The 22,677-nt window shown below is 40.8% G+C and carries 21 protein-coding genes and 2 pseudogenes; 15 read left to right on the forward strand and 8 right to left on the reverse strand.

What is annotated here, in order from left to right; translation table 11 throughout:
* Nucleotides 1-85 precede the first annotated feature (85 nt).
* Genes AC6H44_RS01045 through AC6H44_RS01065 form a run of 5 tightly spaced genes read left to right on the forward strand, consistent with a single transcriptional unit; the run spans nt 86 to nt 5,137 of the window.
* A complete protein-coding gene (locus tag AC6H44_RS01045; RefSeq protein ID WP_500736956.1) occupies nt 86-751 on the forward strand; it encodes a methylamine utilization protein in 666 nt (221 codons plus the stop codon).
* On the forward strand, nt 741-3,056 hold the full coding sequence (locus AC6H44_RS01050; protein WP_500736957.1) for a bifunctional diguanylate cyclase/phosphodiesterase: 2,316 nt from the start codon (nt 741-743) through the stop codon (nt 3,054-3,056). The genes AC6H44_RS01045 and AC6H44_RS01050 overlap by 11 nt, the downstream gene beginning before the upstream one ends.
* Nucleotides 3,057-3,069: 13 nt before the next feature.
* Nucleotides 3,070-3,876: a DUF3034 family protein gene (locus tag AC6H44_RS01055; RefSeq protein WP_500738348.1), complete on the forward strand. Its 807-nt coding sequence runs from the start codon at nt 3,070-3,072 to the stop codon at nt 3,874-3,876.
* On the forward strand, nt 3,876-4,295 hold the full coding sequence (locus AC6H44_RS01060; protein ID WP_500736958.1) for a group I truncated hemoglobin: 420 nt from the start codon (nt 3,876-3,878) through the stop codon (nt 4,293-4,295). The genes AC6H44_RS01055 and AC6H44_RS01060 overlap by 1 nt, the downstream gene beginning before the upstream one ends.
* Nucleotides 4,296-4,306: 11 nt before the next feature.
* Entirely contained in the window at nt 4,307-5,137 is an 831-nt protein-coding gene (locus AC6H44_RS01065; protein ID WP_500736959.1) for a sulfurtransferase, read from the forward strand.
* Between the two features lies 1 nt (nt 5,138).
* Here AC6H44_RS01065 and AC6H44_RS01070 read toward each other — a convergent pair whose 3' ends face one another.
* Nucleotides 5,139-5,489, reverse strand: a complete 351-nt coding sequence (locus tag AC6H44_RS01070) for a DUF5522 domain-containing protein (protein WP_500736960.1) — start codon at nt 5,487-5,489, stop codon at nt 5,139-5,141.
* A 43-nt stretch (nt 5,490-5,532) separates the two neighbouring features.
* Here AC6H44_RS01070 and AC6H44_RS01075 point away from each other — a divergent pair, with 43 nt between their 5' ends.
* Nucleotides 5,533-5,862: a hypothetical protein gene (locus AC6H44_RS01075; protein ID WP_500736961.1), complete on the forward strand. Its 330-nt coding sequence runs from the start codon at nt 5,533-5,535 to the stop codon at nt 5,860-5,862.
* Nucleotides 5,863-5,995: 133 nt separating this feature from the next.
* Here the strand turns inward: AC6H44_RS01075 and AC6H44_RS01080 are convergent, their stop codons facing one another.
* Entirely contained in the window at nt 5,996-6,964 is a 969-nt protein-coding gene (locus tag AC6H44_RS01080) for a class 1 fructose-bisphosphatase (protein WP_500736962.1), read from the reverse strand.
* 154 nt (nt 6,965-7,118) lie between these two features.
* On the opposite strand from AC6H44_RS01080, the gene AC6H44_RS01085 reads away from it, so the two are divergent.
* From AC6H44_RS01085 to AC6H44_RS01095, 3 genes are all read left to right on the forward strand, one after another.
* Entirely contained in the window at nt 7,119-9,548 is a 2,430-nt protein-coding gene (locus AC6H44_RS01085) for a zinc-dependent metalloprotease (RefSeq protein WP_500736963.1), read from the forward strand.
* Nucleotides 9,549-9,687: 139 nt separating this feature from the next.
* Nucleotides 9,688-10,461, forward strand: a complete 774-nt coding sequence (locus AC6H44_RS01090; RefSeq protein ID WP_500736964.1) for a YggN family protein — start codon at nt 9,688-9,690, stop codon at nt 10,459-10,461.
* A gap of 138 nt (nt 10,462-10,599) precedes the next feature.
* Nucleotides 10,600-11,805: an IS4 family transposase gene (locus AC6H44_RS01095; RefSeq protein ID WP_500736204.1), complete on the forward strand. Its 1,206-nt coding sequence runs from the start codon at nt 10,600-10,602 to the stop codon at nt 11,803-11,805.
* A 111-nt stretch (nt 11,806-11,916) separates the two neighbouring features.
* Here AC6H44_RS01095 and rsuA read toward each other — a convergent pair whose 3' ends face one another.
* Nucleotides 11,917-12,615 (reverse strand): 16S rRNA pseudouridine(516) synthase RsuA, encoded by a 699-nt coding sequence (gene rsuA / locus AC6H44_RS01100; RefSeq protein ID WP_500736965.1) that lies wholly within the window; start codon nt 12,613-12,615, stop codon nt 11,917-11,919.
* Between the two features lie 58 nt (nt 12,616-12,673).
* On the opposite strand from rsuA, the pseudogene zapE (AC6H44_RS01105) reads away from it, so the two are divergent.
* Nucleotides 12,674-13,648: pseudogene (gene zapE / locus AC6H44_RS01105) on the forward strand (cell division protein ZapE); the annotation flags it as partial.
* A gap of 19 nt (nt 13,649-13,667) precedes the next feature.
* Here the strand turns inward: zapE (AC6H44_RS01105) and AC6H44_RS01110 are convergent.
* The gene (locus tag AC6H44_RS01110; RefSeq protein WP_500736204.1) at nt 13,668-14,873 is read right to left on the reverse strand and encodes an IS4 family transposase; all 1,206 of its coding nucleotides are present in this window, start codon (nt 14,871-14,873) and stop codon (nt 13,668-13,670) included.
* Nucleotides 14,874-14,965: 92 nt separating this feature from the next.
* Here AC6H44_RS01110 and zapE (AC6H44_RS01115) point away from each other — a divergent pair.
* A pseudogene (zapE, locus tag AC6H44_RS01115) lies at nt 14,966-15,109 on the forward strand (AFG1/ZapE family ATPase); the annotation flags it as partial.
* A gap of 61 nt (nt 15,110-15,170) precedes the next feature.
* On the opposite strand, the gene galE reads toward zapE (AC6H44_RS01115), so the two are convergent.
* Entirely contained in the window at nt 15,171-16,187 is a 1,017-nt protein-coding gene (gene galE / locus AC6H44_RS01120; protein WP_500736966.1) for a UDP-glucose 4-epimerase GalE, read from the reverse strand.
* Nucleotides 16,188-16,437: 250 nt separating this feature from the next.
* Between galE and AC6H44_RS01125 the strand changes: the two genes are divergently transcribed.
* Nucleotides 16,438-16,926, forward strand: coding sequence for a DUF3016 domain-containing protein (locus AC6H44_RS01125; RefSeq protein WP_500736968.1), 489 nt, complete (start codon nt 16,438-16,440; stop codon nt 16,924-16,926).
* 63 nt (nt 16,927-16,989) lie between these two features.
* Here the strand turns inward: AC6H44_RS01125 and AC6H44_RS01130 are convergent, their stop codons facing one another.
* A complete protein-coding gene (locus tag AC6H44_RS01130; protein ID WP_500736969.1) occupies nt 16,990-17,280 on the reverse strand; it encodes a prephenate dehydrogenase in 291 nt (96 codons plus the stop codon).
* Nucleotides 17,281-17,396: 116 nt separating this feature from the next.
* Between AC6H44_RS01130 and AC6H44_RS01135 the strand changes: the two genes are divergently transcribed.
* A complete protein-coding gene (locus tag AC6H44_RS01135) occupies nt 17,397-17,606 on the forward strand; it encodes a hypothetical protein (protein WP_500736970.1) in 210 nt (69 codons plus the stop codon).
* On the opposite strand, the gene epmB is transcribed toward AC6H44_RS01135, so the two are convergent.
* On the reverse strand, nt 17,603-18,616 hold the full coding sequence (gene epmB / locus AC6H44_RS01140) for an EF-P beta-lysylation protein EpmB (protein ID WP_500736971.1): 1,014 nt from the start codon (nt 18,614-18,616) through the stop codon (nt 17,603-17,605). The genes AC6H44_RS01135 and epmB overlap by 4 nt on opposite strands.
* 41 nt (nt 18,617-18,657) lie before the next feature.
* Between epmB and efp the strand changes: the two genes are divergently transcribed.
* On the forward strand, nt 18,658-19,224 hold the full coding sequence (efp, locus tag AC6H44_RS01145) for an elongation factor P (RefSeq protein WP_010390517.1): 567 nt from the start codon (nt 18,658-18,660) through the stop codon (nt 19,222-19,224).
* Nucleotides 19,225-19,284: 60 nt separating this feature from the next.
* Complete coding sequence (gene epmA, locus AC6H44_RS01150) at nt 19,285-20,259, forward strand: elongation factor P--(R)-beta-lysine ligase (RefSeq protein ID WP_500736972.1); 975 nt, start codon at nt 19,285-19,287, stop codon at nt 20,257-20,259.
* A gap of 291 nt (nt 20,260-20,550) precedes the next feature.
* Here the strand turns inward: epmA and AC6H44_RS01155 are convergent, their stop codons facing one another.
* Nucleotides 20,551-22,650: a TonB-dependent receptor gene (locus tag AC6H44_RS01155; protein WP_500738349.1), complete on the reverse strand. Its 2,100-nt coding sequence runs from the start codon at nt 22,648-22,650 to the stop codon at nt 20,551-20,553.
* Between the last annotated feature and the right edge of the window lie 27 nt (nt 22,651-22,677).

Consider the following 22,677-nt stretch of genomic DNA (forward strand, 5'->3'; position numbering starts at 1 on the left):
TTATTTTAAGTAACTGAGCTATAATTCTTGCAATTAGTGCTCGTCTCTAATTAACTTAACCTATGGTGAATTTTTGGGGGTGGTTATGTTAGTGCGAGCATCGCAAGTTATTACAAAACGTTGTTATTTATTAGTACTGGGAGCATTGTTTAGTGTATCGGCCTTTGGCAACACCATTAATATGGTTATTAAAGATCAGCATGGGCAAGCATTACCGAATGCGGTAGTCGAAATAAATCATTCACCCTCCTCAAAAGCTGCGAGTAATTTACCTATTGCGGTAATGGATCAAGTTAATAAGCAGTTTTCACCCGAGCTGCTTATTGTGCAACAAGATCAGTACGTTAATTTTCCAAATAGTGACAATATTCGTCATCATGTTTATTCATTTTCACAGGCGAAGCCGTTTCAGTTAAAGCTCTATTCTGGCCAGCCTGAAGAGCCAATTAAGTTTGATCGTCAAGGTGTCGTTGTTTTGGGGTGTAATATCCATGACTCCATGGTGGGCTATATTTATGTGGCTAACAGTAAGCAGGTATACACAAGTGACGATAAAGGCAATATAACACTCCAAGTAGACTCTTTTCCTGTGCAAGCCAGTGTTTGGCATTCATTACAAACGGCCTCTTTGGATAATAAAAAAATGTTTAATATAGAATCCTCTGAGCCATTATCACTTACTGTAAATACATCTACACCTGCTCCTAGTAATACCTTTGGCAGTCAGTTTAGGGAAGGTAATGCTCAATAATTTACGCAGCCGTATAACAGCATTGTGCGTTGGCTTAGTATTGCTTACTACCTTAGTGAGCTTACTCAGCTCTTGGTGGTCTACGAGTAAATTTCAGGCAGAAAAAGTACAGCAAAATATAACGGTTGCGCAAAGCGTCTATAAACAATATCTAAAATCAAAAGAAAGTCTGTTATTAACTGCTGCTAAGGTGTTAACCGCTGATTTTGGTTTTAAACAAGCGGTTGCCACTCGCGATGCAGCCACTATCAGCAGTGTGCTATACAATCATAGCCAACGGATCAATGCAGATCTTATGCTGTTGCTCGATTTATCAGGGCGGTTAGTCTCAGCGAATGTTAATGCACAAAGCTTTGCCGATAACTTACAACCTTTGATGGATGAATTATTAAATAATTCTGAACAATCGAGCTTTGTGGTATTGAATAATCAGCTCTATCAAGTGATTTTATTACCCATTAAAACACCCAGAACCATAGCGTATAGCCTAGTGGGGTTTAAAATAACATCGGCTGTGGTTACTGAACTCAAAAGCTTAACCGGTATGGAGGTGAGTTTTGTTGCGCAACTAGATGACTTTGCAACCAGCTCGCTAGCATCTCAAACAGAAAACTTTCAACCAATAGCGTACTTTACCAATAAAACTACGGCTCATTTTTTTAATGAATACTTGATTTATGAAAATCAACAAATAGCTTTACCCTCTTTGCAATCGCACCCAGTTACTTTACTGCTTAGCGCCGATTTAACTTCGAGTTATCGCGATATTGAGCAATTACTATTAACGTTAATCACACTCGCTGTATTGACCATGTTGTTTGGCGTGATCACCAGTAGTTTGCTGGCTAATAATTTAACCTCAGGGCTGTCGCAATTAGCGGTTATTGCCAGGCAGTTTGCTAAAGGTGACTACCGGTTTAAATTTGAAGGCAAAAAACAAAGCAGCGAGATAGAAACCCTAATTAGCGCTTTTAATAATATGGGTAATGATATTAATAAACGTGAACAGCAAATTAGCTTTCAAGCACATCACGATACCTTAACGGGATTTTATAATCGTTCAGCCATGCTAGATTTATTAGCTAAACGGCTCACTAACGATGTGCGATATACACTTGTTGCTATTGATATCAAAGGCTTAAGACATATAAACGACAAGCTTGGCCCACAAGTTGGAGATGAGTGTTTAATTGCCGTGGCAAACCGTATTCGTCAATTTTCTGATGAACTTGGTGGATTTCATGCGCGTATTGGCGGCGATGAGTTTTTAACGGTTTACCCTTGTGTTGAGGTTGAGCAAGTAAAATGTGCAGTGGCCGATTTACTCCAGCAATTGCAGGTAGCTTATCAGATTAAAAGTTTAAAAATAAGCCTGCGTTTTAATGCAGGCATTGTTCAATATCCTGCTCAAGGTGTTAAGGCTGACGATTTAATGCGACGTGTTTTGATTGCAGTTGATGCGGCAACTACGAGTCAACAAAGTTTACATTACTACCAAAATGGTGAAGACGAAGCCCATTTAGACCGTTTAATCATGCTCGATGAACTCAAACAAGCGATTGATGATGATAACGGACAATTATTCATGACCTATCAGCCTAAGCTCAATATAAACAGTCAGAAAATTGATAAAGTTGAGTCACTTATTCGTTGGCAACGACAAGATGGCAGTTGGGTGTCACCTGAGGTGTTTATTGATTTAGCCGAGCAATCTGGATTAATTGTGGAACTAACCTCTTGGGTTGTTGATACAGTTATTGCGCAAATAGCTAGGTGGAATAAAAGAGAGATTTATTTGCAAGCCGCCATTAATGTGTCTGCTCAAGATATTGCTCATTCGGGCTTTCATAGTTTGTTAGTCGCTACGTTAAAAAAATACCGGGTAAATCCTAGCTCTGTTACGATTGAGTTAACAGAACGAGATATGATCGAAAATGAAGCGCAAGGTATTAAAGCGTTAGAAGACTTAAAAAGCATTGGGGTTAAAATTTCATTAGATGATTATGGTGTAGGACAAACATCATTAGGGCGCTTAAAAATGCTACCCATAGATGAGCTTAAGTTAGATAAATGTTTTATTTTAAAGCTTCATGAATCACAAAAAGATCAATATATAGTGCGCTCTTCAATCACATTGGGTCATCAGCTTGGTTTTTCTGTTGTGGCTGAAGGGGTAGAAACCGCAGAGTCTTTATCGCTACTTTTTGAAATGAAATGCGATCATGCACAAGGTTATTACCTTAGTCGCCCTTTAAAAGCACAACAACTAGAACAATGGTTAGAGGAATATCAGCGTGTACATTAAATTTTTACTGAGCATGACACTCTTACTTTGCAGTACGTTAACTGTAGCTGCAACGGGCAAGCTACTAGCAACACCTGGCGTTTCACAAATTGAAGGCAGTGCTGGTGGAGGTTTAGTACCTTGGGCACAATTAGCGGGCTATGCCAGTGAGGATGAATGGGCTGTTAATGGCTTTTGTAGTCGTGCTGATGTGACTGACTATCGTCTAGATGTTTGTGGTATGCAGCTTAATCTATTCAATCGTGTGGAGCTTAGTTACGCGGTGCAGCAGTTTGATGTGCCTGCGCTCAATACAGAAATAGAGCAGTCAATTACGGGTGCCAAAATTCGGTTATACGGTGATATAGTTTACAGCCAATGGCCACAACTAAGTATGGGTGTGCAGCATAAATCACTGGACGATGGCACAGTTGCAAAGCTAGTGGGTGCTAAAAAAACCAGCGGTACTGACGTGTACTTAGCAGCCAGTAAACTCCATTTAGGGGCACTTGCTGGGTACAACTGGTTTTGGAATGTGACCACCCGTTATAGTAAAGCCAATCAATTGGGGTTGCTCGGATATGGCGGTACTAATGAAGGTAGCCATATATTACTAGAAGCGAGTACTGCGGTGTTTTTAAATCGTGAATTAGCTATTGGCATTGAGTATCGGCAAAAAGCCAATAACTTAGGGTTGGGAGAGCAAGATTGGCGTGATTTATTTATCGCGTGGATGCCTAATAAGCATGTAAGTGTAACAGCTGCATATTTAGATTTGGGACGCATCGCCGGTGTTGATAATCAAACAGGCTGGTATTTATCGGTTACGGGGTATTGGTAATGAAACTGAGAGTATTTATTTTTTGTTGTTTAAGCTTACTTACAGGGTGTACAACACAGCCCAACACTTCTTTGTATCAGCTGCTTGGCGAACAAGCTGGGATTGAGAAGCTAACTGATAGTTTTATTACACAAATAGGTAATGACAAACAGGTATTTCATTACTTTGAGCACAGTAATATCAGTCACTTTCGACAAGGGTTTATTAGCCATTTATGCTCCCTAGCCGATGGGCCTTGTGAATATAAAGGTGACTCTATGGTTGCTATTCATACTGGCATGAATATAAATGAAAAAGACTTCAATCACGTTGTCGACTTATTAATAAATGCAATGAATGAGCAAAATATTCCACATACGGTGCAAAATAAAATCTTAGCAAAAATGGCGCCGTTGCGTGGTGAAATTATTAAAATTTAGGCCCTAAGTATATGAAAAATATGATTAGTTGTGAGCAACTTTATGCACAAATTAACAATCAAAATTTAGTGGTGTTTGATGCGGGGATGTTGCGTCCCTCAGCTGCGGGGGAATATTCACCCAAGGCTATACTGCCTAAAGCACAACGGTTTGATATCAAAAAAGAACTCGCAGATACTGCAAACCCATTACCCAATACTCTGTGCAGTGCCGAGCAATTTACTCAGGTGATGCAAAAAGCGGGTGTAAACACGGATTCTTTAGTCGTGGTGTATGAAGATCAACCCTTATTTAGTACCGCCAGAGCATGGTGGATGTTTAAAGCCATGGGGTTTGATAACGTCAAGGTACTTAGTGGTGGTTTAGCTAAGTGGTTGGAACAAAGTTACCCTGTTCAATCTGGTTATACACAGTCATCGGCGAGAGGTAACTTTATTGCTCAGTACCAGCCTGGCTACTTTATTAGTAAGCATGAAGTGCTCAGTGCGATAGAAGATACTGACACTGTTATTTTAGATGCACGTGCTTATGAGCGCTTTACCGGCAAAAGTAATGAGCCAAGAGCCGGAATGCGCAGCGGCCATATTGTTAATAGCCATTCGCTACCTTTAACTAGTTTATTAGAAAATGGTGATGCAAAACCACTCGCATACATACAGGCAAAGTTTAGTGAATTAGTCGGTAATGCAAAACAGTTACAATTTAGCTGTGGCTCGGGCGTTACTGCCTGTGCGCTTGCGCTGTTCGCCGATGAATGCGGCTATAGTAATTTAAGTGTGTACGATGGCTCGTGGAGTGAGTGGGGAGCCGACAGTTCACTGCCCATTGCAGTAGGTGAGTAAATTAACGGTAGGGACAATTTTTACAACCATTTTTGCAGCAAGTACCCCGTTTTAAAAAATACCACTTACTAAACACCATGTAACTATTTTGCATGGTGTAATCTAACCCTTCAATTAAATTATCATTGCTTCTAAATTGTTTGGCGAAAGCTATTTGGGTTTTAATTGGCTGAGTATATATAGTTTCTAAATAGCGATTTATTTTAGCAACAGTGCATGGGCGGCATAAACAGCGGGTTGCTGTATCATCGAGTGGTAAAATAGTGGGTAGCTCGCTACACCAGCATGCTGATATATTATTTACATTACATGTCAGTGAGTTATTGCAGTGAGCACAGTTTAGTGAAGTCATAAGTACTTTTTTGAATCAGAATAAATATAGAATAACAAATATTATGAACACACAAACAGCATTAGCTGAATTTATTACTTTTGGTGAGCATAGAGACGCAGCAATTTCAGTGCTAGTGTCAAGTGTTGCACACAGCGCCGAGCCTCTTTATCAGTTAACAACCCCAATATTAATTGACGTACTTAAGCGCTGTGTAAACGATGAAATCGATCTTGATGAATTAGCGCTTTGGGCTAATGTCATTGAATCAAGAACCGATATAGATAGCACTGAACATGAAGGTATTATTTATGCGCTGAGTAATAGCGAACAAATGGGCGAGCTGACTCATCAAAAGTTAGCACAGCTTCTCACTTTGTTTAATTACACATAAAAAATCGCGCTTGTGACAAGCGCGATTTTTTATTTTACTAACCTGACAACTGACAACTGACAACTGACAACTGACAACTGACAACTGACAACTGACAACTGACAACTGACAACTGATACCTGATACCTGATACCTATTTATGATAGCTCAAGCACGTTTCTACTTCGTCTTTAGAGCCTAAAATAACCGCAACACGCTGATGAATCGCATTAGGTTGAATATCCATAATGCGTTCAGTGCCTGTTGAAGCAATTCCACCCGCTTGCTCTACTAACATTGCCATTGGGTTTGCCTCGTAAAGTAAACGCAGTTTATTAGGCATATTAGGATCTTTAGTATCGGTAGGGTAAGTAAATAAACCACCACGGCTAAGTACACGGTGCACATCGCCAACCATTGCGGCAATCCAGCGCATATTAAAGTTTTGAGCGCGCGGGCCTGCATCACCAGCCAGTAAGTCGTTAATGTAATTTTGCATAGCCGGTTGCCAGTGGCGCTGGTTAGAGGCGTTAATTGCAAACTCATTGGTTTGTGCTGGAATTTTTGCATAATCTTGAGTAAGTAAAAAACTACCTTGGGTTTTATCTAAAGTAAACATGCGGGTGCCTTTACCTGTGGTTAGCGCAAGCATCGTTGATGGGCCATACAACACGTAACCCGCTGCTACTTGTTGGCGACCTGGTTGCATAAAAATCTTTTCATCGGCAGCATCTGAGCCCACAGGGGCTTTCATGATAGAAAAAATGGTGCCTACCAGTGAGTTAATATCAGTGTTTGACGATCCATCAAGTGGATCAAAGGCTACAATAAACTCGGCGTTTGGGTTACCGGCAACGGTATAATCTTCTTCTTCGGAAGCTATCGCTTTAACGGTCCCCGACTCCAGTAATATATCTTTTAACAACTGATTAGACAGAACATCGAGCTTCTTTTGTGTTTCGCCTTGAATATTTTCATCGAGGGTTGAGCCCAACACGCCCGATAATTCGCCTTGACCGACACGAAATGAAATTTCTTTACATGCCGCTAAAATAGTACGAATTAACGACAAAAGTTCTCTTGAACAGCCATCTTCTAGTAATACTGGAGGGAGTCTACGCATTCTTTTTTCCTGGTAACGTGTTAAAACTAATCATAATGTGAGAGAGATTAGTTTAGAGCGCTGAAATTCGTCTTAAATAACGGTATTGTATATATAACCCCCTATAATGGGGTACCTACATCGCATTTAAAACGCTAATAACAAAGATAAGATTATGCAAAAAATATCACGACTAAGTTACATACTCTTTACTGTGCTGCTGTGTATGATAACTCAAGCGCACGCAGCAATTAAGTCTATTGACGAATTTACTGAAAAAATGAACCATTTTCCGGGTTATTTTTCTTTTTTTTACGACACACAAAACGGCAATGTGTATTTAAAAGTCGATAAACTTGAACAACAATTTTTATTACAACATAGCTTACCTTATGGTGTTGGCTCTAACGATATTGGTTTAGATAGGGGGCAGTTGGGCAGCACCTATTTGGTTCAGTTTGAGCGCTTTGGCAATAAAGTGATGTTGCGTGCTGTGAATACTTACTATCGGGCTAACACCAGTAATTTAGATGAGCAACAAAGCGTTAAAGAAGCTTTTGCTTCAAGTGTTTTGGCGGGTTTTAAGGTTGTAGCGCAAGATGATAATGCCGCATTAATTGATTACACCCCTTATTTACTAAGTGATGTTCACGGGGTAAGCCGCACTTTAGCTGCACGCAAACAAGGGCAGTTTAGCCTCGATGAATCACGCAGTGCGGTGTATATGAATCGTTCTAAAGCATTTTTAAAAAATACTGAACTTGAAGCCATTCTCACCTTTAAAGGGGCAAAACCAGGTGAATATGTACACCAAGTGAGTGCTGACCCATACGCGCTAACCGTGCATATGCACCATTCACTCATTCAATTACCTGATGATAATTACACGCCACGACAATTTAGCCCACAATCAGGTTATTGGAGTGTGGAGCATAAAAATTATGCAGCTGGGCTCGATGAGTCTATGTATGTGCGTTACATTCCGCGCCATCGTTTAATAAAAAAAGATCCAAGCCTAGCAGTTAGTGAGCCAGTAAAGCCTATTATTTATTACTTAGACCCTGGTGTACCTGAGCCGGTAAAAACGGCTTTATTAGCAGGCGGAAAATGGTGGAATGACGCCTTTAATGCAGCAGGTTATAAAAATGCTTTTGAAGTTAAAGTACTGCCAAAAAATGCTGATCCCATGGATGTGCGCTACAACGTTATTCAGTGGGTGCATCGGGCAACTCGAGGCTGGTCTTATGGCAGTTCAATTATAGACCCGCGTACTGGCGAAATTATAAAAGGCCATGTCACACTGGGTTCGCTGCGAGTACGTCAAGATATTTTAATTGCTGAGTCATTAGCCGCGCCATATTTAACAGGCAATGAAGTGGCAAGCACCTTACATGCAATGGCACTTGATCGTATTCGTCAACTCAGTGCTCACGAAATTGGTCATACACTGGGGATTGCGCACAACTTTGCTGCGTCAGTAAATAATCGTGCCTCGGTGATGGACTACCCACATCCGTTGTTAAGTTTTACGGATAATGGCCAGTTAGACGTCTCCCAAGGTTACGCTAAAGGCATGGGAGCATGGGATACTCAAGTTATCAAATATGGCTACAGTGACTTTACCGGCCAAGATGAAGGTGCAGGGCTCGCCGCTATTTTACAGCAGAATAAAGCGCAAGGTTTGGCGTTTATTTCTGACCGTGATGCTCGAGCAAAAGGCGGTGCGCACCCTACGGCTCATCTTTGGGATAACGGCAGCAACCCAAGTGAAGAGCTACTAAGAGTGCTTGATGTCCGTAAGCAAGCCTTAGGGCAGTTTGGTATTAATAATATAAAAACCGGGGTTGCGCTGTCACAGCTAGAAGAAAAGCTGGTGCCGCTTTATTTGTTTCACCGTTATCAAGTTGAAGCGGTCGCGAAGCTTATCGCGGGCGTTGATTATGACTATGAAATACGCGGTGACGCACAGATTAAAGGCGCACAAGTTGTTGCCAAAGAGACTCAACAGCAAGCGGTAAATGCCATTTTAGCAACCCTAAAAGCAAGCAACTTAACCCTGCCTGAGTCGATACTTTCGTTGATTGTACCTAAAGCGTATGGCGAGTCTAAATCACGAGAAAGTATAGTGGGTCGTACCGGCTTAACCATGGATGCACTTGCATTGCCGGAAGTAGCGGTGCAGCATAGTTTATCGTTATTGCTTAATGCTCAACGATTAAATCGTTTAGCGCAGCAGCAAGCGCGTGATAACCGCTTTTATAGCTTAGATGCGCTGCTAAAACAGTTAAATGAGCAAGTATTTAATGTCTCAGCGCCTGCCACTATGACCGGCAAAGTAACACAGCGAGTACAATATTTAACGGCAAAAGCCATGGCTGATCTTGTCGCTAATGATGCACTTAGCCCTGAAGTACAAGCGCAACTGCATTTTTATCTAAGCAAACTAGCGGATGAGTTTAATCAACACTCTTTACTGAGTCATCCTGACGTGGGCGACAGCGCATTTAAAGACTATTTAGCGGCGCAAATTAATCAGTTTTTAACAACAGGCCAATGGCCTGATAACTTTAAAGCATTACCTATCCCACCGGGCTCACCTATTTGAGCTTAAAAGCGAGACTATAAAGGTGCTGTGTAAACGTTACGTTTCATGGTGCCTTGTTTTTAGGGTGTTACTTTTGCTTGCATAAAGTTGGTTTTTTGTTAATCTAGCTGCCCCCTATTTTAGTCTTTTTGAGGTGTTTATGGCGTTTTTATCTCGTTCGATATTGGCGTTATCACTGGCACTTTTAAGTAATAATGCACTCGCACAAAAACAATGTGATGTTGAACTTCGCCACGGTTTAATTATTACCGATGACGTTATTCGGATTGTTGATAAAGGTCAAACTAGGGTACAAATAAACAATAATAATCAATTATTTATTCGTGGTTATTGGGTCGATTTAAGCAACGATGAAAGTAAAGTATTAGAACAATTTAGCAATGGAATTCGTCAAACGGTTCCTGAGCTGGTTGATTTAGCGACTGACGGGGTAAACCTGGGACTCAGTGCAATAGAGCATGTTGTTGAGGGCATGTCAGACAAAGAGCCCGAAGTGTTAAAAACCCAATTACAATATGTTGAACGCGCACTTATGGATAAATTTAAGCGCGGCGACGACTTCTTTTTTATAGCACCTCAATCTCTTTCTAAAATTGATGACTTTTTTACTAAAGAAATTAGCCAAAAAATACACTCTGCAGTTCATGGTTCGTTAGGCGCTATTTTAATGTCGCTTGGTGATGCGTTTAAATCTCGAGAGGGAAACATAGAAGATCGCATGAACGACATGGGACAACGCATGGATATCATCACTAAAGAAATCGATAAATCGTTGCAGAAAAAAGCCCATCAATTAGAACTGAAAGCTTCTGAATACTGTGAATGCTTAAACTCTCTCGATATCACAGAATCCCGCCTGCAAGCCATTGTGCCCGGAATGACAGACTTTGATTTAGTACAGATAAAATCGTAAGGGCAGGTGTTAGGCGTCAGGTTTCAGACAAGGAAGGGATTAAAAACTGACGAATCCCCACAAAATAAAAATTAATGGTAGACTCTCATGATTATTTGTGATCAAATTTTTTCACTATAAAAAAACTCACTCATAATCATGAAAGCCACCGAAATATTACACAAAGATATTGCCATTGCCTACCCTGAAATTCATAAAACACGTTTAAATACAGTCTTTACGTTTGTTAACTCAGGCTTGCGTGACCAGCGCGTTACTGTCACTTACCTAGGCCGCGGATTAAAATCATTTTCTAATACCGATAAAAAACATGATATTAAACGCGCAGACCGTTTGATTGGTAATGCTAACCTGCATCAAGAACGTCTTTGTTTCTATGAGCATATGACCGAATGCTTAGTAGGCCAGCAACAACACCCACTTATTATCGTTGACTGGTCACCTATTAATGGCGGCGAAATATTTCAAGTGCTCAGGGCAAGCATACCAATGGGGGGAAGAGCGTTAACGCTCTATGAAAAAGTGTATCCTGAAAGCGAATTAAATACCGAAGCGGCTCATCAACACTTACTCGATAGCTTGGCACAGTGTTTACCTGCAGATTGTCAGCCTATTATTTTATCTGATGCTATTTTTAGAACGCCATGGTTTAAAGCCATAGAAGATAAAGGCTGGTATTGGCTTGGGCGCGTCAGAGGCAATGTGACCTTATCTAGCGACCTTGAGACATGGCGAAATTGTAAATCATGGTTTGAGCAAGCAACAGGTAAACCACACCTTCTGACACAGATTTACTACGGAAAAACAGTTCGTTTCGCGTGCCAAGGTGTTTTGTTTAGAGGGAAAAACAAGGGACGTAAAAAAATCAAAAAACGGGGTGGGCAATCTCAATGTACAACGGTTAAATACCAACAACAAAAGGCCAAAGAGCCTTGGCTACTTGTGTTTAATTTACCTACACAATTTACAGATAAGCCTCAACGGATTGTGACTTTATATAAACAACGTATGCAAATAGAAGAAAGTTTCAGAGACACTAAGAATGCAAAACTTGGCATTAGTTTAGCCTTTGCAAATTCAAGAAGCGCAGAAAGGTTTGATAATTTATTGCTCATAGCGGCGTTAATGTTGTTTGTCTTATGGTGCATAGGGTACACCGTGTCGGCACAACAAGGGGATGCGGCATTACAAGCGAATACAGAGAAAAAACGACGAGTATTGTCCTATATTTATCTTGGCAAAGAAGTGGTTGATGATCCTAGGTATGAGCCTGATGGGCAGTTCATTATTTATGTGTATAGCCAGTTGTCACTTCTGACTATACAAATTGATAATTTAGGCTAAATTCGTGGGGATCTCTCAGGATTAAAAAAGAAAATTATAAAAGGCAACGAGCTGCGAGCCTAGAGCGGCAGGTGAGTGGCCCGAAGCCATTTCCTAAACACCTAAACAACCTTACAGTTTTATCTCTGCGGCAGTTAATGGGCGGTATTCACCTGCAGCCAAATCTTCACCTAACTTTATACCCGCAATTTGTTCACGATGTAATTCAACCACTTTGTTATCTACCGCTGCTAGCATACGTTTTACTTGGTGGTACTTACCCTCAGAAATAGACAAGCGTAAACCATAATTCCCCAAGCGTTCAGCAATAGCAGGGCGAGTTAACTCTTTTTCATTGTGAAGCTGCACACCGTCGCGTAATTGCTGCAGTGCATCATCGGTGATCGGTTCTTGGGTTTCGACCAAATAGGTTTTAAATTTATTTTTTTTAGGTGAGGTGATTTTGTGTGACCACTCGCCATCATTGGTAATAAGCACTAGGCCTGTCGTGTCTATGTCTAAACGCCCAGCAACATGGAAATCGCCCATGTTTGGTTCATCAAGTAAATCAAATACGGTTTTATGTAACTCATCTGAATTAGCGCATACATAACCTACCGGCTTATTGAGCATAAAGTAGCGTTTACCTAAAAACACTAATGGCTCATTATAAAACAGCACGTCATCTTGTTGACTAACTTGAAAGTCGAATGCCGTTATCAGCTCACCATTTACGCTAGCCGCTTGGCTTTTTATTGCTGCGCGGGCTTTTGAGCGTGGTAACTCTGCTAAATGGCTAATAAACTTATCTAAACGGCAAGGGAATTTCATGTTGTTCACATTTTTAGTCGGCTACAATGGCGGCGAGTATAGCGGATAGTGAAATACCATGACAGAGCCCAGCACAGAAATTTTAAGCCTGTACCATAGCAAAGTCTTATCAAGAGAGCTTGATTTTGATGTGGCGCAGCACCAAGCCGTGAGTGCGTTACAGTCTTTAAGTGAGCAATTAAACCAGCCCACAAGCTGGTGGCAAAAAGCACCGTTAATCAAAGGGGTATATTTATACGGTCCCGTTGGCCGGGGTAAATCTATGTTGATGGATTTATTTTATAAAAACTTACCTACAGAGAAAAAGCAGCGCCTACATTTCCATCATTTTATTGAAAAAATTCATGCTCAATTGGCCAACTTACAAGGGGACAAAAATCCACTGCAAATAATTGCTAAACAGTGGGCCAAAGAGATAAAGGTACTGTGCTTTGATGAATTTTTTGTCAGTGATATTGGTGATGCCATGATCATGGCTCGGTTATTTAACGCTTTGTTTGAACAAGGTGTGGTACTAGTTGCAACCTCTAACGCAAAACCGGAACAACTTTATTATAACGGCCTGCAACGCGCGCGATTTTTACCAACTATCGATTTAATAAATGCACATTGTCATGTCATTAACGTAGCGGGGGAGGAAGACCACCGCTTTAGGTACGGGATAAGTAGCCGTCATTATTTTGTTAATTTGCCCCACGCTGAGTTTGAAGCTGGGTTTTTAACCAAGTATCCTCAAACAACACGTGATAATACAATGACTGTGCATGGCCGCGCAGTTCCCTATTTATTAAAAGCTAACGATGCACTGCTGATTGATTTTATGGCATTGTGTTCAGGCCCTCGCAGCGCCAATGATTACATGTTTTTAGCTCAGCAATTTGCAGTGGTGTATATCGCCAATGTGCCAATAATGGGCAAAGACGCAACCGGTAAAGTGATTGTGCATGGTATAGAAGACAGCTATCAGCGAGAAAAGCAGCTGTTAGATGAGCATACGCTCGATGATGAAGCACGGCGTTTTATAGCCTTAGTCCTGAGAGATCCCCACGAATTTAGCCTAAATTATCAATTTGTATAGTCAGAAGTGACAACTGGCTATACACATAAATAATGAACTGCCCATCAGGCTCATACCTAGGATCATCAACCACTTCTTTGCCAAGATAAATATAGGACAATACTCGTCGTTTTTTCTCTGTATTCGCTTGTAATGCCGCATCCCCTTGTTGTGCCGACACGGTGTACCCTATGCACCATAAGACAAACAACATTAACGCCGCTATGAGCAATAAATTATCAAACCTTTCTGCGCTTCTTGAATTTGCAAAGGCTAAACTAATGCCAAGTTTTGCATTCTTAGTGTCTCTGAAACTTTCTTCTATTTGCATACGTTGTTTATATAAAGTCACAATCCGTTGAGGCTTATCTGTAAATTGTGTAGGTAAATTAAACACAAGTAGCCAAGGCTCTTTGGCCTTTTGTTGTTGGTATTTAACCGTTGTACATTGAGATTGCCCACCCCGTTTTTTGATTTTTTTACGTCCCTTGTTTTTCCCTCTAAACAAAACACCTTGGCACGCGAAACGAACTGTTTTTCCGTAGTAAATCTGTGTCAGAAGGTGTGGTTTACCTGTTGCTTGCTCAAACCATGATTTACAATTTCGCCATGTCTCAAGGTCGCTAGATAAGGTCACATTGCCTCTGACGCGCCCAAGCCAATACCAGCCTTTATCTTCTATGGCTTTAAACCATGGCGTTCTAAAAATAGCATCAGATAAAATAATAGGCTGACAATCTGCAGGTAAACACTGTGCCAAGCTATCGAGTAAGTGTTGATGAGCCGCTTCGGTATTTAATTCGCTTTCAGGATACACTTTTTCATAGAGCGTTAACGCTCTTCCCCCCATTGGTATGCTTGCCCTGAGCACTTGAAATATTTCGCCGCCATTAATAGGTGACCAGTCAACGATAATAAGTGGGTGTTGTTGCTGGCCTACTAAGCATTCGGTCATATGCTCATAGAAACAAAGACGTTCTTGATGCAGGTTAGCATTACCAATCAAACGGTCTGCGCGTTTAATATCATGTTTTTTATCGGTATTAGAAAATGATTTTAATCCGCGGCCTAGGTAAGTGACAGTAACGCGCTGGTCACGCAAGCCTGAGTTAACAAACGTAAAGACTGTATTTAAACGTGTTTTATGAATTTCAGGGTAGGCAATGGCAATATCTTTGTGTAATATTTCGGTGGCTTTCATGATTATGAGTGAGTTTTTTTATAGTGAAAAAATTTGATCACAAATAATCATGAGAGTCTACCATTAATTTTTATTTTGTGGGGATTCGTCAGGCCTTAGTCGATGAGTTTTACGATTGCCACAAATTACTGGTAATTAATGCACCGGCTGACATAAACGAGTTATACCAAGGTAAAAAGTTAAGTTTTGAATATGCGCGAACCCAGTCACGGATTGTAGAAATGCAAAATTGGTAGAGGTAAAAAAGAGGTGCTAGGTATAAGGTTTAGGCTCATATCAACCTAAAACCTAAAACCTCTATTTTCTGTATCCATTTGGATTATTTGATTGCCAGCGCCAAGTATCTTGCATCATCACATCAATGCCTCGCTCTGCCTGCCAGCCCAGCTCTCTAAGTGCTTTTTCTGGCGCAGCATAACAGGCTGCAATATCACCAGGGCGACGAGGTGATACAGTGTAAGGTATAGCCTGCTTACTGGCTTTAATAAACGCATTGACCATTTGTAATACTGAATAGCCATTCCCAGTGCCTAGGTTATAAACAAGTGCGCCGGTTTCTGCGGCTATTTTATCAAGTGCTTTTAAATGCCCAAGGGCTAAATCTACAACGTGAATATAATCACGTACGCCAGTACCATCAACCGTATCATAATCGTCACCAAATACAGCAAGTTGCTTTAATTTGCCAACCGCAACTTGTGAAATAAAGGGTAATAAATTATTAGGAATGCCATTAGGATCTTCACCAATTAAGCCTGACTCATGTGCGCCCACAGGATTAAAGTAGCGCAAAATAGCAAACGCAAAGCGCTCATCTGATTTCGCGATATCTTGCAGCATCATTTCAACCATCAGTTTAGATGTACCGTACGGATTGGTTGTACCGCCAACGGGAAAGTCTTCGCGTATGGGTAAGCTTGCAGGGTCACCGTAAACCGTGGCTGATGAGCTAAATACTAGTTTGAATACCCCCGCATCACGCATAGCATCAACTAGTGTTAGGGTACCTTGTACGTTATTTTGATAATACTCAATGGGTTTTACAACCGATTCTCCCACGGCTTTTAGGCCAGCAAAATGAATCACACTGTCAATAGTATGCTTTGCAAATACTGAGTCTAAAAAGGGTTTATCTAAAATATCACCTTGATAAAAAGTAATTGCTTTGTCAGTGATTTTTTTCACTCTTTCAAGTGATTCTTCAGAGGCGTTACTTAAGTTATCAATCACGATAACGTCGCTGCCTTGCTGTAAAAGTTCTAAAACGGTGTGTGAGCCAATGTAGCCTGCACCACCGGTTACTAAAATTGCCATGAATGTTCCTTGGAAGCCTTTGTTCAATGACGTTAATTTCACCATAAATAATGAATTTTTACATGTATTATTTTATTTGTTTTTAATAGTGACCTTTTGATTGGTACTTTTGATTGCATTTTGTGCAATTTAAATAACACCTTGGCATCAAGATTAAGTTATAGTTCATATGTAATTGCTAAAGTGAGGTGTAGCAATTTGTAAAATATTCATTTGATCACAATGATCAGCATACTCGTTGGAGAAACGTATGAACTCAGTTAAAAAAATAGCAATGTTACTCTTTATTGCGCTACCGAGTGTTGTTTGCGCGGGTGAGGCTCAAGTTAAATGGCATGACTTTAATGATTATCGCGATGTTCGCCCATCAAACCAAACCAAAGGTTCTTACCACAAGCACATAGCCAAAAGCATTGATGAACACTTTGCAAAACTTAGTGAGCAGCTTCCTAAAAATTACAGTTTAAAAATTGAAGTGACCGATTTAGATTTAGCCGGTGATGTGCGCTATGGCGGTGTTAACGAAATTCGAGTGGTTAAACCGATTCACTTCCCGCGGATTGAATTTAACTATGTGCTCAGTGATGAAAATGGCGTTGTCGCACAAGAAGATAACGTAAGCTTAAAAGATATGGGCTTTATGGATAAAATTAAAATGGGTCGAGATGAGGCATTTTACTACGAAAAACGCTTATTGACTGAGTGGTTTGGTGAGCAAATTTTACCAACTATTAAGTAGGTTTTAGCTGATAAATGCAAAGCATCTACTTTGTTAGACGCTTTGCAAATAAATCATTAATGCTTATTTAAAGGTCGCTAACAGCGTGAGTAAACTTTGTAGTTTAATCACCGCTTGTTTTAGTTTTTCTTCATCAAAACCGTCGCTCGATAAGCTTTCCACATCAGCGGCAACGTCTAAAACGTAAGGCTTAAAACGTTTCGCTTCAAAACTAAATCCAGCGTCCTCGGCAAATAAGGCTTTAAATTTTCCGTGACCTTGTTGTTGTAACTCATCGAGTTTTTTGTCAGCGTCAAGTGCCTGACGATAAACAATTTTTAAGTTAGCGTTGAGTTGTTCAATTATAGAATCCATGGTTTTCCTAAAGCTTAGTGCAATGTTGCCGATATATACTTAAGTGGGCTGGTAAAGTAATTTACCAATTCAGCGACTATGATACGTGTATTACATTTAAAAGTCAGGTGTGAGTTATGAATATATCAGGTGGAAATCTACCTACAATGCCTGGTGCAGGCCAAGGCGCAGAAGTATTAACTGCTGCTTTATCTAAAAAGCAACAGCAAGCTGATGGTGCCGCTGCACTTGCGCTTATTGAAGGTGCTACACAATCCTCAAGTGCGCAAACACCGGCTAAGTCGGTCACTGCATCACTTGGAAATAATGTTAACATTTATGTTTAAACTAATTTGAGATCGATAGGGGTTTTACTTTTTTGACCCCCGATTTCTCGTACTAGTTTAGGCACCAAAAACCCAGGCAGTGCCTCTAAAAGCGCTGCTTGGATTTTTATTGCTTGTTGCTGTTCAATATCAAAGTGACTTGCACCCTCTACCTTATCCAGTAAGTGTAGATAATAGGGGAGTACGTCAGCATCAAATAACGCTTCACTTAAGTTTATTTGTGCATCAACAGAGTCATTGACATCTTTTAAAATAACCGCCTGATTTAACAGCAACACATTGGCTTTTTTGAGCATGTGCATGGCGTTTTTAAAATCGTTATCTATTTCGTTTGCATGGTTAATATGATTAACGAATATAATTTTTAATGGCGACTTTGCTAATCTTTCACATAATTGTTCAGTAATACGTGCAGGAATAACCACTGGCAAGCGGCTGTGTATGCGCATGCGTTTAATTTGTGGTATTTGCTCAAGTTCATCTAAAAACCAACTAATGGCATCGTCTTTGGCCATCAGTGGATCGCCACCACTTAAAATCACTTCATTAATATTTTTATCAGATTTTATATAGCTCAATGCATCAATAAGGCTGCGTTTATTTAACTGGTTTTCTTGATAAGGAAAATGGCGTCTAAAGCAGTAGCGGCAATTTACCGCACAACCGGTTTTAAACATCACTAAAACCCGCGATTTATATTTATGTAACAGGCCTGGTTGGTTGTTATCTTGCTCAAGCAGCGGGTCTTTATTAAACCCCGACTTAGTTAAAAATTCTTGGTGGCGAGGCATAACTTGTAGCAATAAAGGGTCATTCGCATCGCCGTGACGAATTTTTTTTATAAAAGGCAATGGCACCCGAACAGCAAACAAGCTACGCGCTTTTATGTCGTTTTCATGGACTTGGCTCGATAAACCGACCATTTCTAACAACACTTTTGGGCAAGTAACAACATTTGCTAATTCTTTTTGCCAGTTTTTATGCAAATTTGCTTCATTTCTTTGTATCATTGGCACGTAGATTACTCGAAAAAATATAAATAGAGGAAACGATGGCGAATTATAGCACCAACGAGTTCAAGGGCGGCCTAAAAATTATGATGGACGGCGAGCCTTGCAGTATCTTAGAAAATGAAATGGTAAAACCGGGTAAAGGCCAAGCGTTTAATCGTGTTCGTATCCGTAAGCTTATCTCTGGCAAGGTACTTGAAAAAACCTTTAAATCGGGTGAATCGGTAGAAGGTGCTGATGTAATGGATACCGATTTAGCGTATCTATACACAGACGGTGAATTTTGGCATTTCATGAACAACGAAACATTTGAACAAATCGCTGCTGATGAAAAAGCACTGGGCGATGCAGGTAAATGGTTAGTTGAAAACGATGTATGTACTATTACGTTATGGAACGGCAGCCCAATAGCGGTTACACCACCAAACTTTGTTGAGCTTGAGATCACTGAAACTGATCCGGGCCTAAAAGGTGATACAGCGGGCACGGGTGGTAAACCAGCAACGCTAAGCACGGGGGCTGTAGTACGTGTTCCATTATTCGTACAAATTGGCGAAGTAATTAAAGTAGACACCCGTAACGGTGAATACGTAAGCCGTGTTAAGTAAGCAGTAACCCGCCTTATTAATTAAATCCCGGCTTAAGCTGGGATTTTTTTTGGAGAAAATATGTCAGCAGATCTGTGGGCGCCGAGTGCCAGCATAGAGATACTCAAGCAACGCGCAGTGATTATGCGCAGCATTCGTGAATTTTTTTATGCCCGTAATGTAATGGAAGTTGAAACACCGAGTTTAAGTGCTGCCAGTGTCACCGATGTGCATTTAGCCAGTTTTAATACTACATTTGTGGGCCCAGGCCACGCTGATGGGCTGCTCCTGTTTTTGCAAACATCACCAGAGTTTGCGATGAAACGCTTGTTAGCGGCCGGCTCAGGCGCTATTTTTCAGCTTTGTAAGGCATTTCGAAATGAAGAAGCGGGCAGTCATCACAATCCTGAGTTTACTATGCTTGAATGGTATCGCCCAGGGTTTGATGAGTTTGCGTTAATGGACGAAATAGATGAGCTAATGCAACTTGTTTTAGCCGTAAAGCCTGCAACACGGATCACTTATCAAGACGCGTTTAAAAAGATACTCGGACTCGATCCGCTCATAGCGTCGGTTGAACAACTACAACAACTTGCCTGTGAGTATGGATTTGCTGATATCGCTAAAAACGAGACTCACAAAGATACCTTACTGCAATTATTATTTTGTATGAAAGTAGAGCCCATGATTGGCCAAGATAAGCCCTGTTTTGTGTATCACTTTCCCGCATCACAAGCGGCACTGGCACAAATTTGTGAGCACGATCAGCGAGTAGCAGGGCGCTTTGAGCTTTACTATAAAAATATGGAGTTGGCGAACGGTTTTAACGAGCTTACTAATGCTAAAGAGCAAGCTAAACGCTTTAATGAAGACAACGCTTATCGCGCCGCCAATGGCTTAAAACAAGTCCCTATGGACACGCGCTTAATTGCAGCACTAGAGCATGGTTTGCCATCCTGTGCCGGTGTCGCTTTAGGGATTGATAGGTTGGTTATGCTAGCAACTCATAAACAAAAAATAAAAGAAGTGATTGCCTTTGATGTAGCAAGAGCTTAGGTGAATTATCGCTTTGGGTTGCGGGTTGCGAGGTTCATGTTATAGGTGTTAAATTTAAAATAATTAAAAGCTGCGCTTCTCGCGTTAGCAAGCTCAACGCCTACAAATAAAAACGCCGCGTTTGCATTAAACGCGGTGTTTTCTAATCTCTACCTGACAACTGACAACTGACAACTGACAACTGACAACTGACAACTGACAACTGACAACTGACAACTGACAACTGACAACTGACAACTGACAACTGACAACTGACAACTGACAACTGACAACTGACAACTAGTCACGGTATCACAAATTAAGTGTAAACGTAACGCCAGCTACACGCGGCTCACCTAATTGTGTATAAGTTTGGGTTGCGTAACCATCTAGCGGATTATTACCAAACTCAAAACCGCGAGTCGGTACGTTTTCATCAAACACATTACGTGCCCATGCGCGTACAGCCCACATATCGGCTTCGTAACCTAGACTGACATTCACTAAGTTTGTATTTGGTGCTTGTGCATTATGGCTATCGGAAAAGTAATAATCATCTTTACCTTCAACACCCACCATTGCATACAGCGAATTGGTTAAGTTATAGCGCGCTGTAAACGCATACTGGTATTTAGGTGCTTGTGCTTGCTCACGACCGTCTTGATTTAAGCCCGATTTAGTTACAAAGTCATTTATTTTAGTGTCTAAATAACCGGCACTGCCGGTAATAAACAAGTTTGCTGTTAGCTGATAGCTACCTTCAATTTCAAGACCGTAATTACTGCCAGAACTTGCATTGGCGACATAGCCGGTAAACTGTTGATCTGACACTTGCCATGCTTTGAGCTGTATATCGTCGCGATGCATATAAAATGCAGCTAATCGTAGCGTTAGTTTTTCATCAAGTGATGCGCCTTTAACACCAAATTCTGCGCTGTATAAATATTCTGGATCAAAACTGGTGTGCTGCTTAAAAAAGTCGGCGTCAAGGTTTAAGCCTTCATCTTTTGCTTTAGCAAGCGCTTCTGAATTAATACCACCGGCTTTGTAGCCGCGAGTCAGGCTAGTGTAGATCATGGTACGATCGATTACTTGATACTCAAGGGCTAATTTACCGCCAACCATGATATCGTCTGTTTCTTGTACAAAACCATTACTATCAGTGTAATCGCCTTGATATTGCTCAACACGTAAGCCAGTAATTAGCGTTGTTTTTGGACCAATTGCTGTGGCTAATTGGCCATAAGCTGCCATATTATTGGTTTCATAGATTGAAGCAAATGGGCTGGCTAACCAGGTATATTGGCGCTCTAGGTCAACATCGCGGTTTTGGTAGTAAATACCCGCAACCCAATTGCCTGCTTTACCATTAAATTGTAGATCGAGTGCTTGATCATCACGATCGCGGCTGTAAATATCGGTTGAGCTATAGCTATCAGGGTGCAGACCAGCAGCGCATAATTGCGGCTTACTTTCATCGTTACATACCCAGTCTTCATCAAAACTATAAAAAAGCTCAGTATCAATGGCTGAAAGGTTTAAGCTCACATCAAACGCGTTAAAACCGGTATAAGTGTTTTTAAGGCCAACGGCATAGCTTTGTTGATTATCTTCGCCTGGCTGATCAGCAATACTATTGCGAGAATTATCGAGGGTAAATGCGTCATAGCCATTATTAATATCGATATAGTGCAGGTTCAGCTCTGAATTTAAATTGGCTGTAAGCTGACTATTTAATTTAAAGCGTGCAACCTGCTCATCTTGATTTTGTGTTTCATCGTTTAAATAAAGATTGTCTACATAGCCGTCAGATTTTCTGCGAAAGTAGCTAACACGAGCATTGGTATCATCGGTTAAACTTGTGCTGGCGGCAATACCTGCTTCATGGCTGTTAAAAGTGCCTGCCCCTAAATGTAATTTTAAGCTAGGGTCCATGGTGGTAGATGCTGATTGCATTTGGATCATACCTGCCATGCCATCAGCGCCAAAACGTGTGCCTTGTGGGCCACGGTAAATTTCGACTTGGTCAATATCAAACAATAATGAACTGCCGCCTAAGCCTGAGTAATTAATGCCGTCAATCACTAAGCCAACAGATGGATTTATTGGATCAACAAATTGTGAGCGTAAACCAACACCGCGAATTTGAATATAACGACCGCGAGATGCGCCTGCAGCAAAATTTACATTGGCAGCGCTTGCTAGCATTTCATCTAAATAAGTAGCCCCTCTGAGGTTTACTTCATCTTCAGAGAATAGACTTGCGCTGGCACTTAAGGTTTGAATATTTTCTTTTTGAAAGTCACCAGTAACAATGATTTTCTCTAGGTCAGTGTCATCTGCATTGGCGTAGATTGGGGCAGCGAATAGCGGTAATAACGTGGCTGTAATTAAAGACAAACGTAAATTCATTAGGTTACTTAACTCCATTTTAGGGAC

Source organism: Pseudoalteromonas sp. TAP-3C (genome assembly GCF_059888565.1).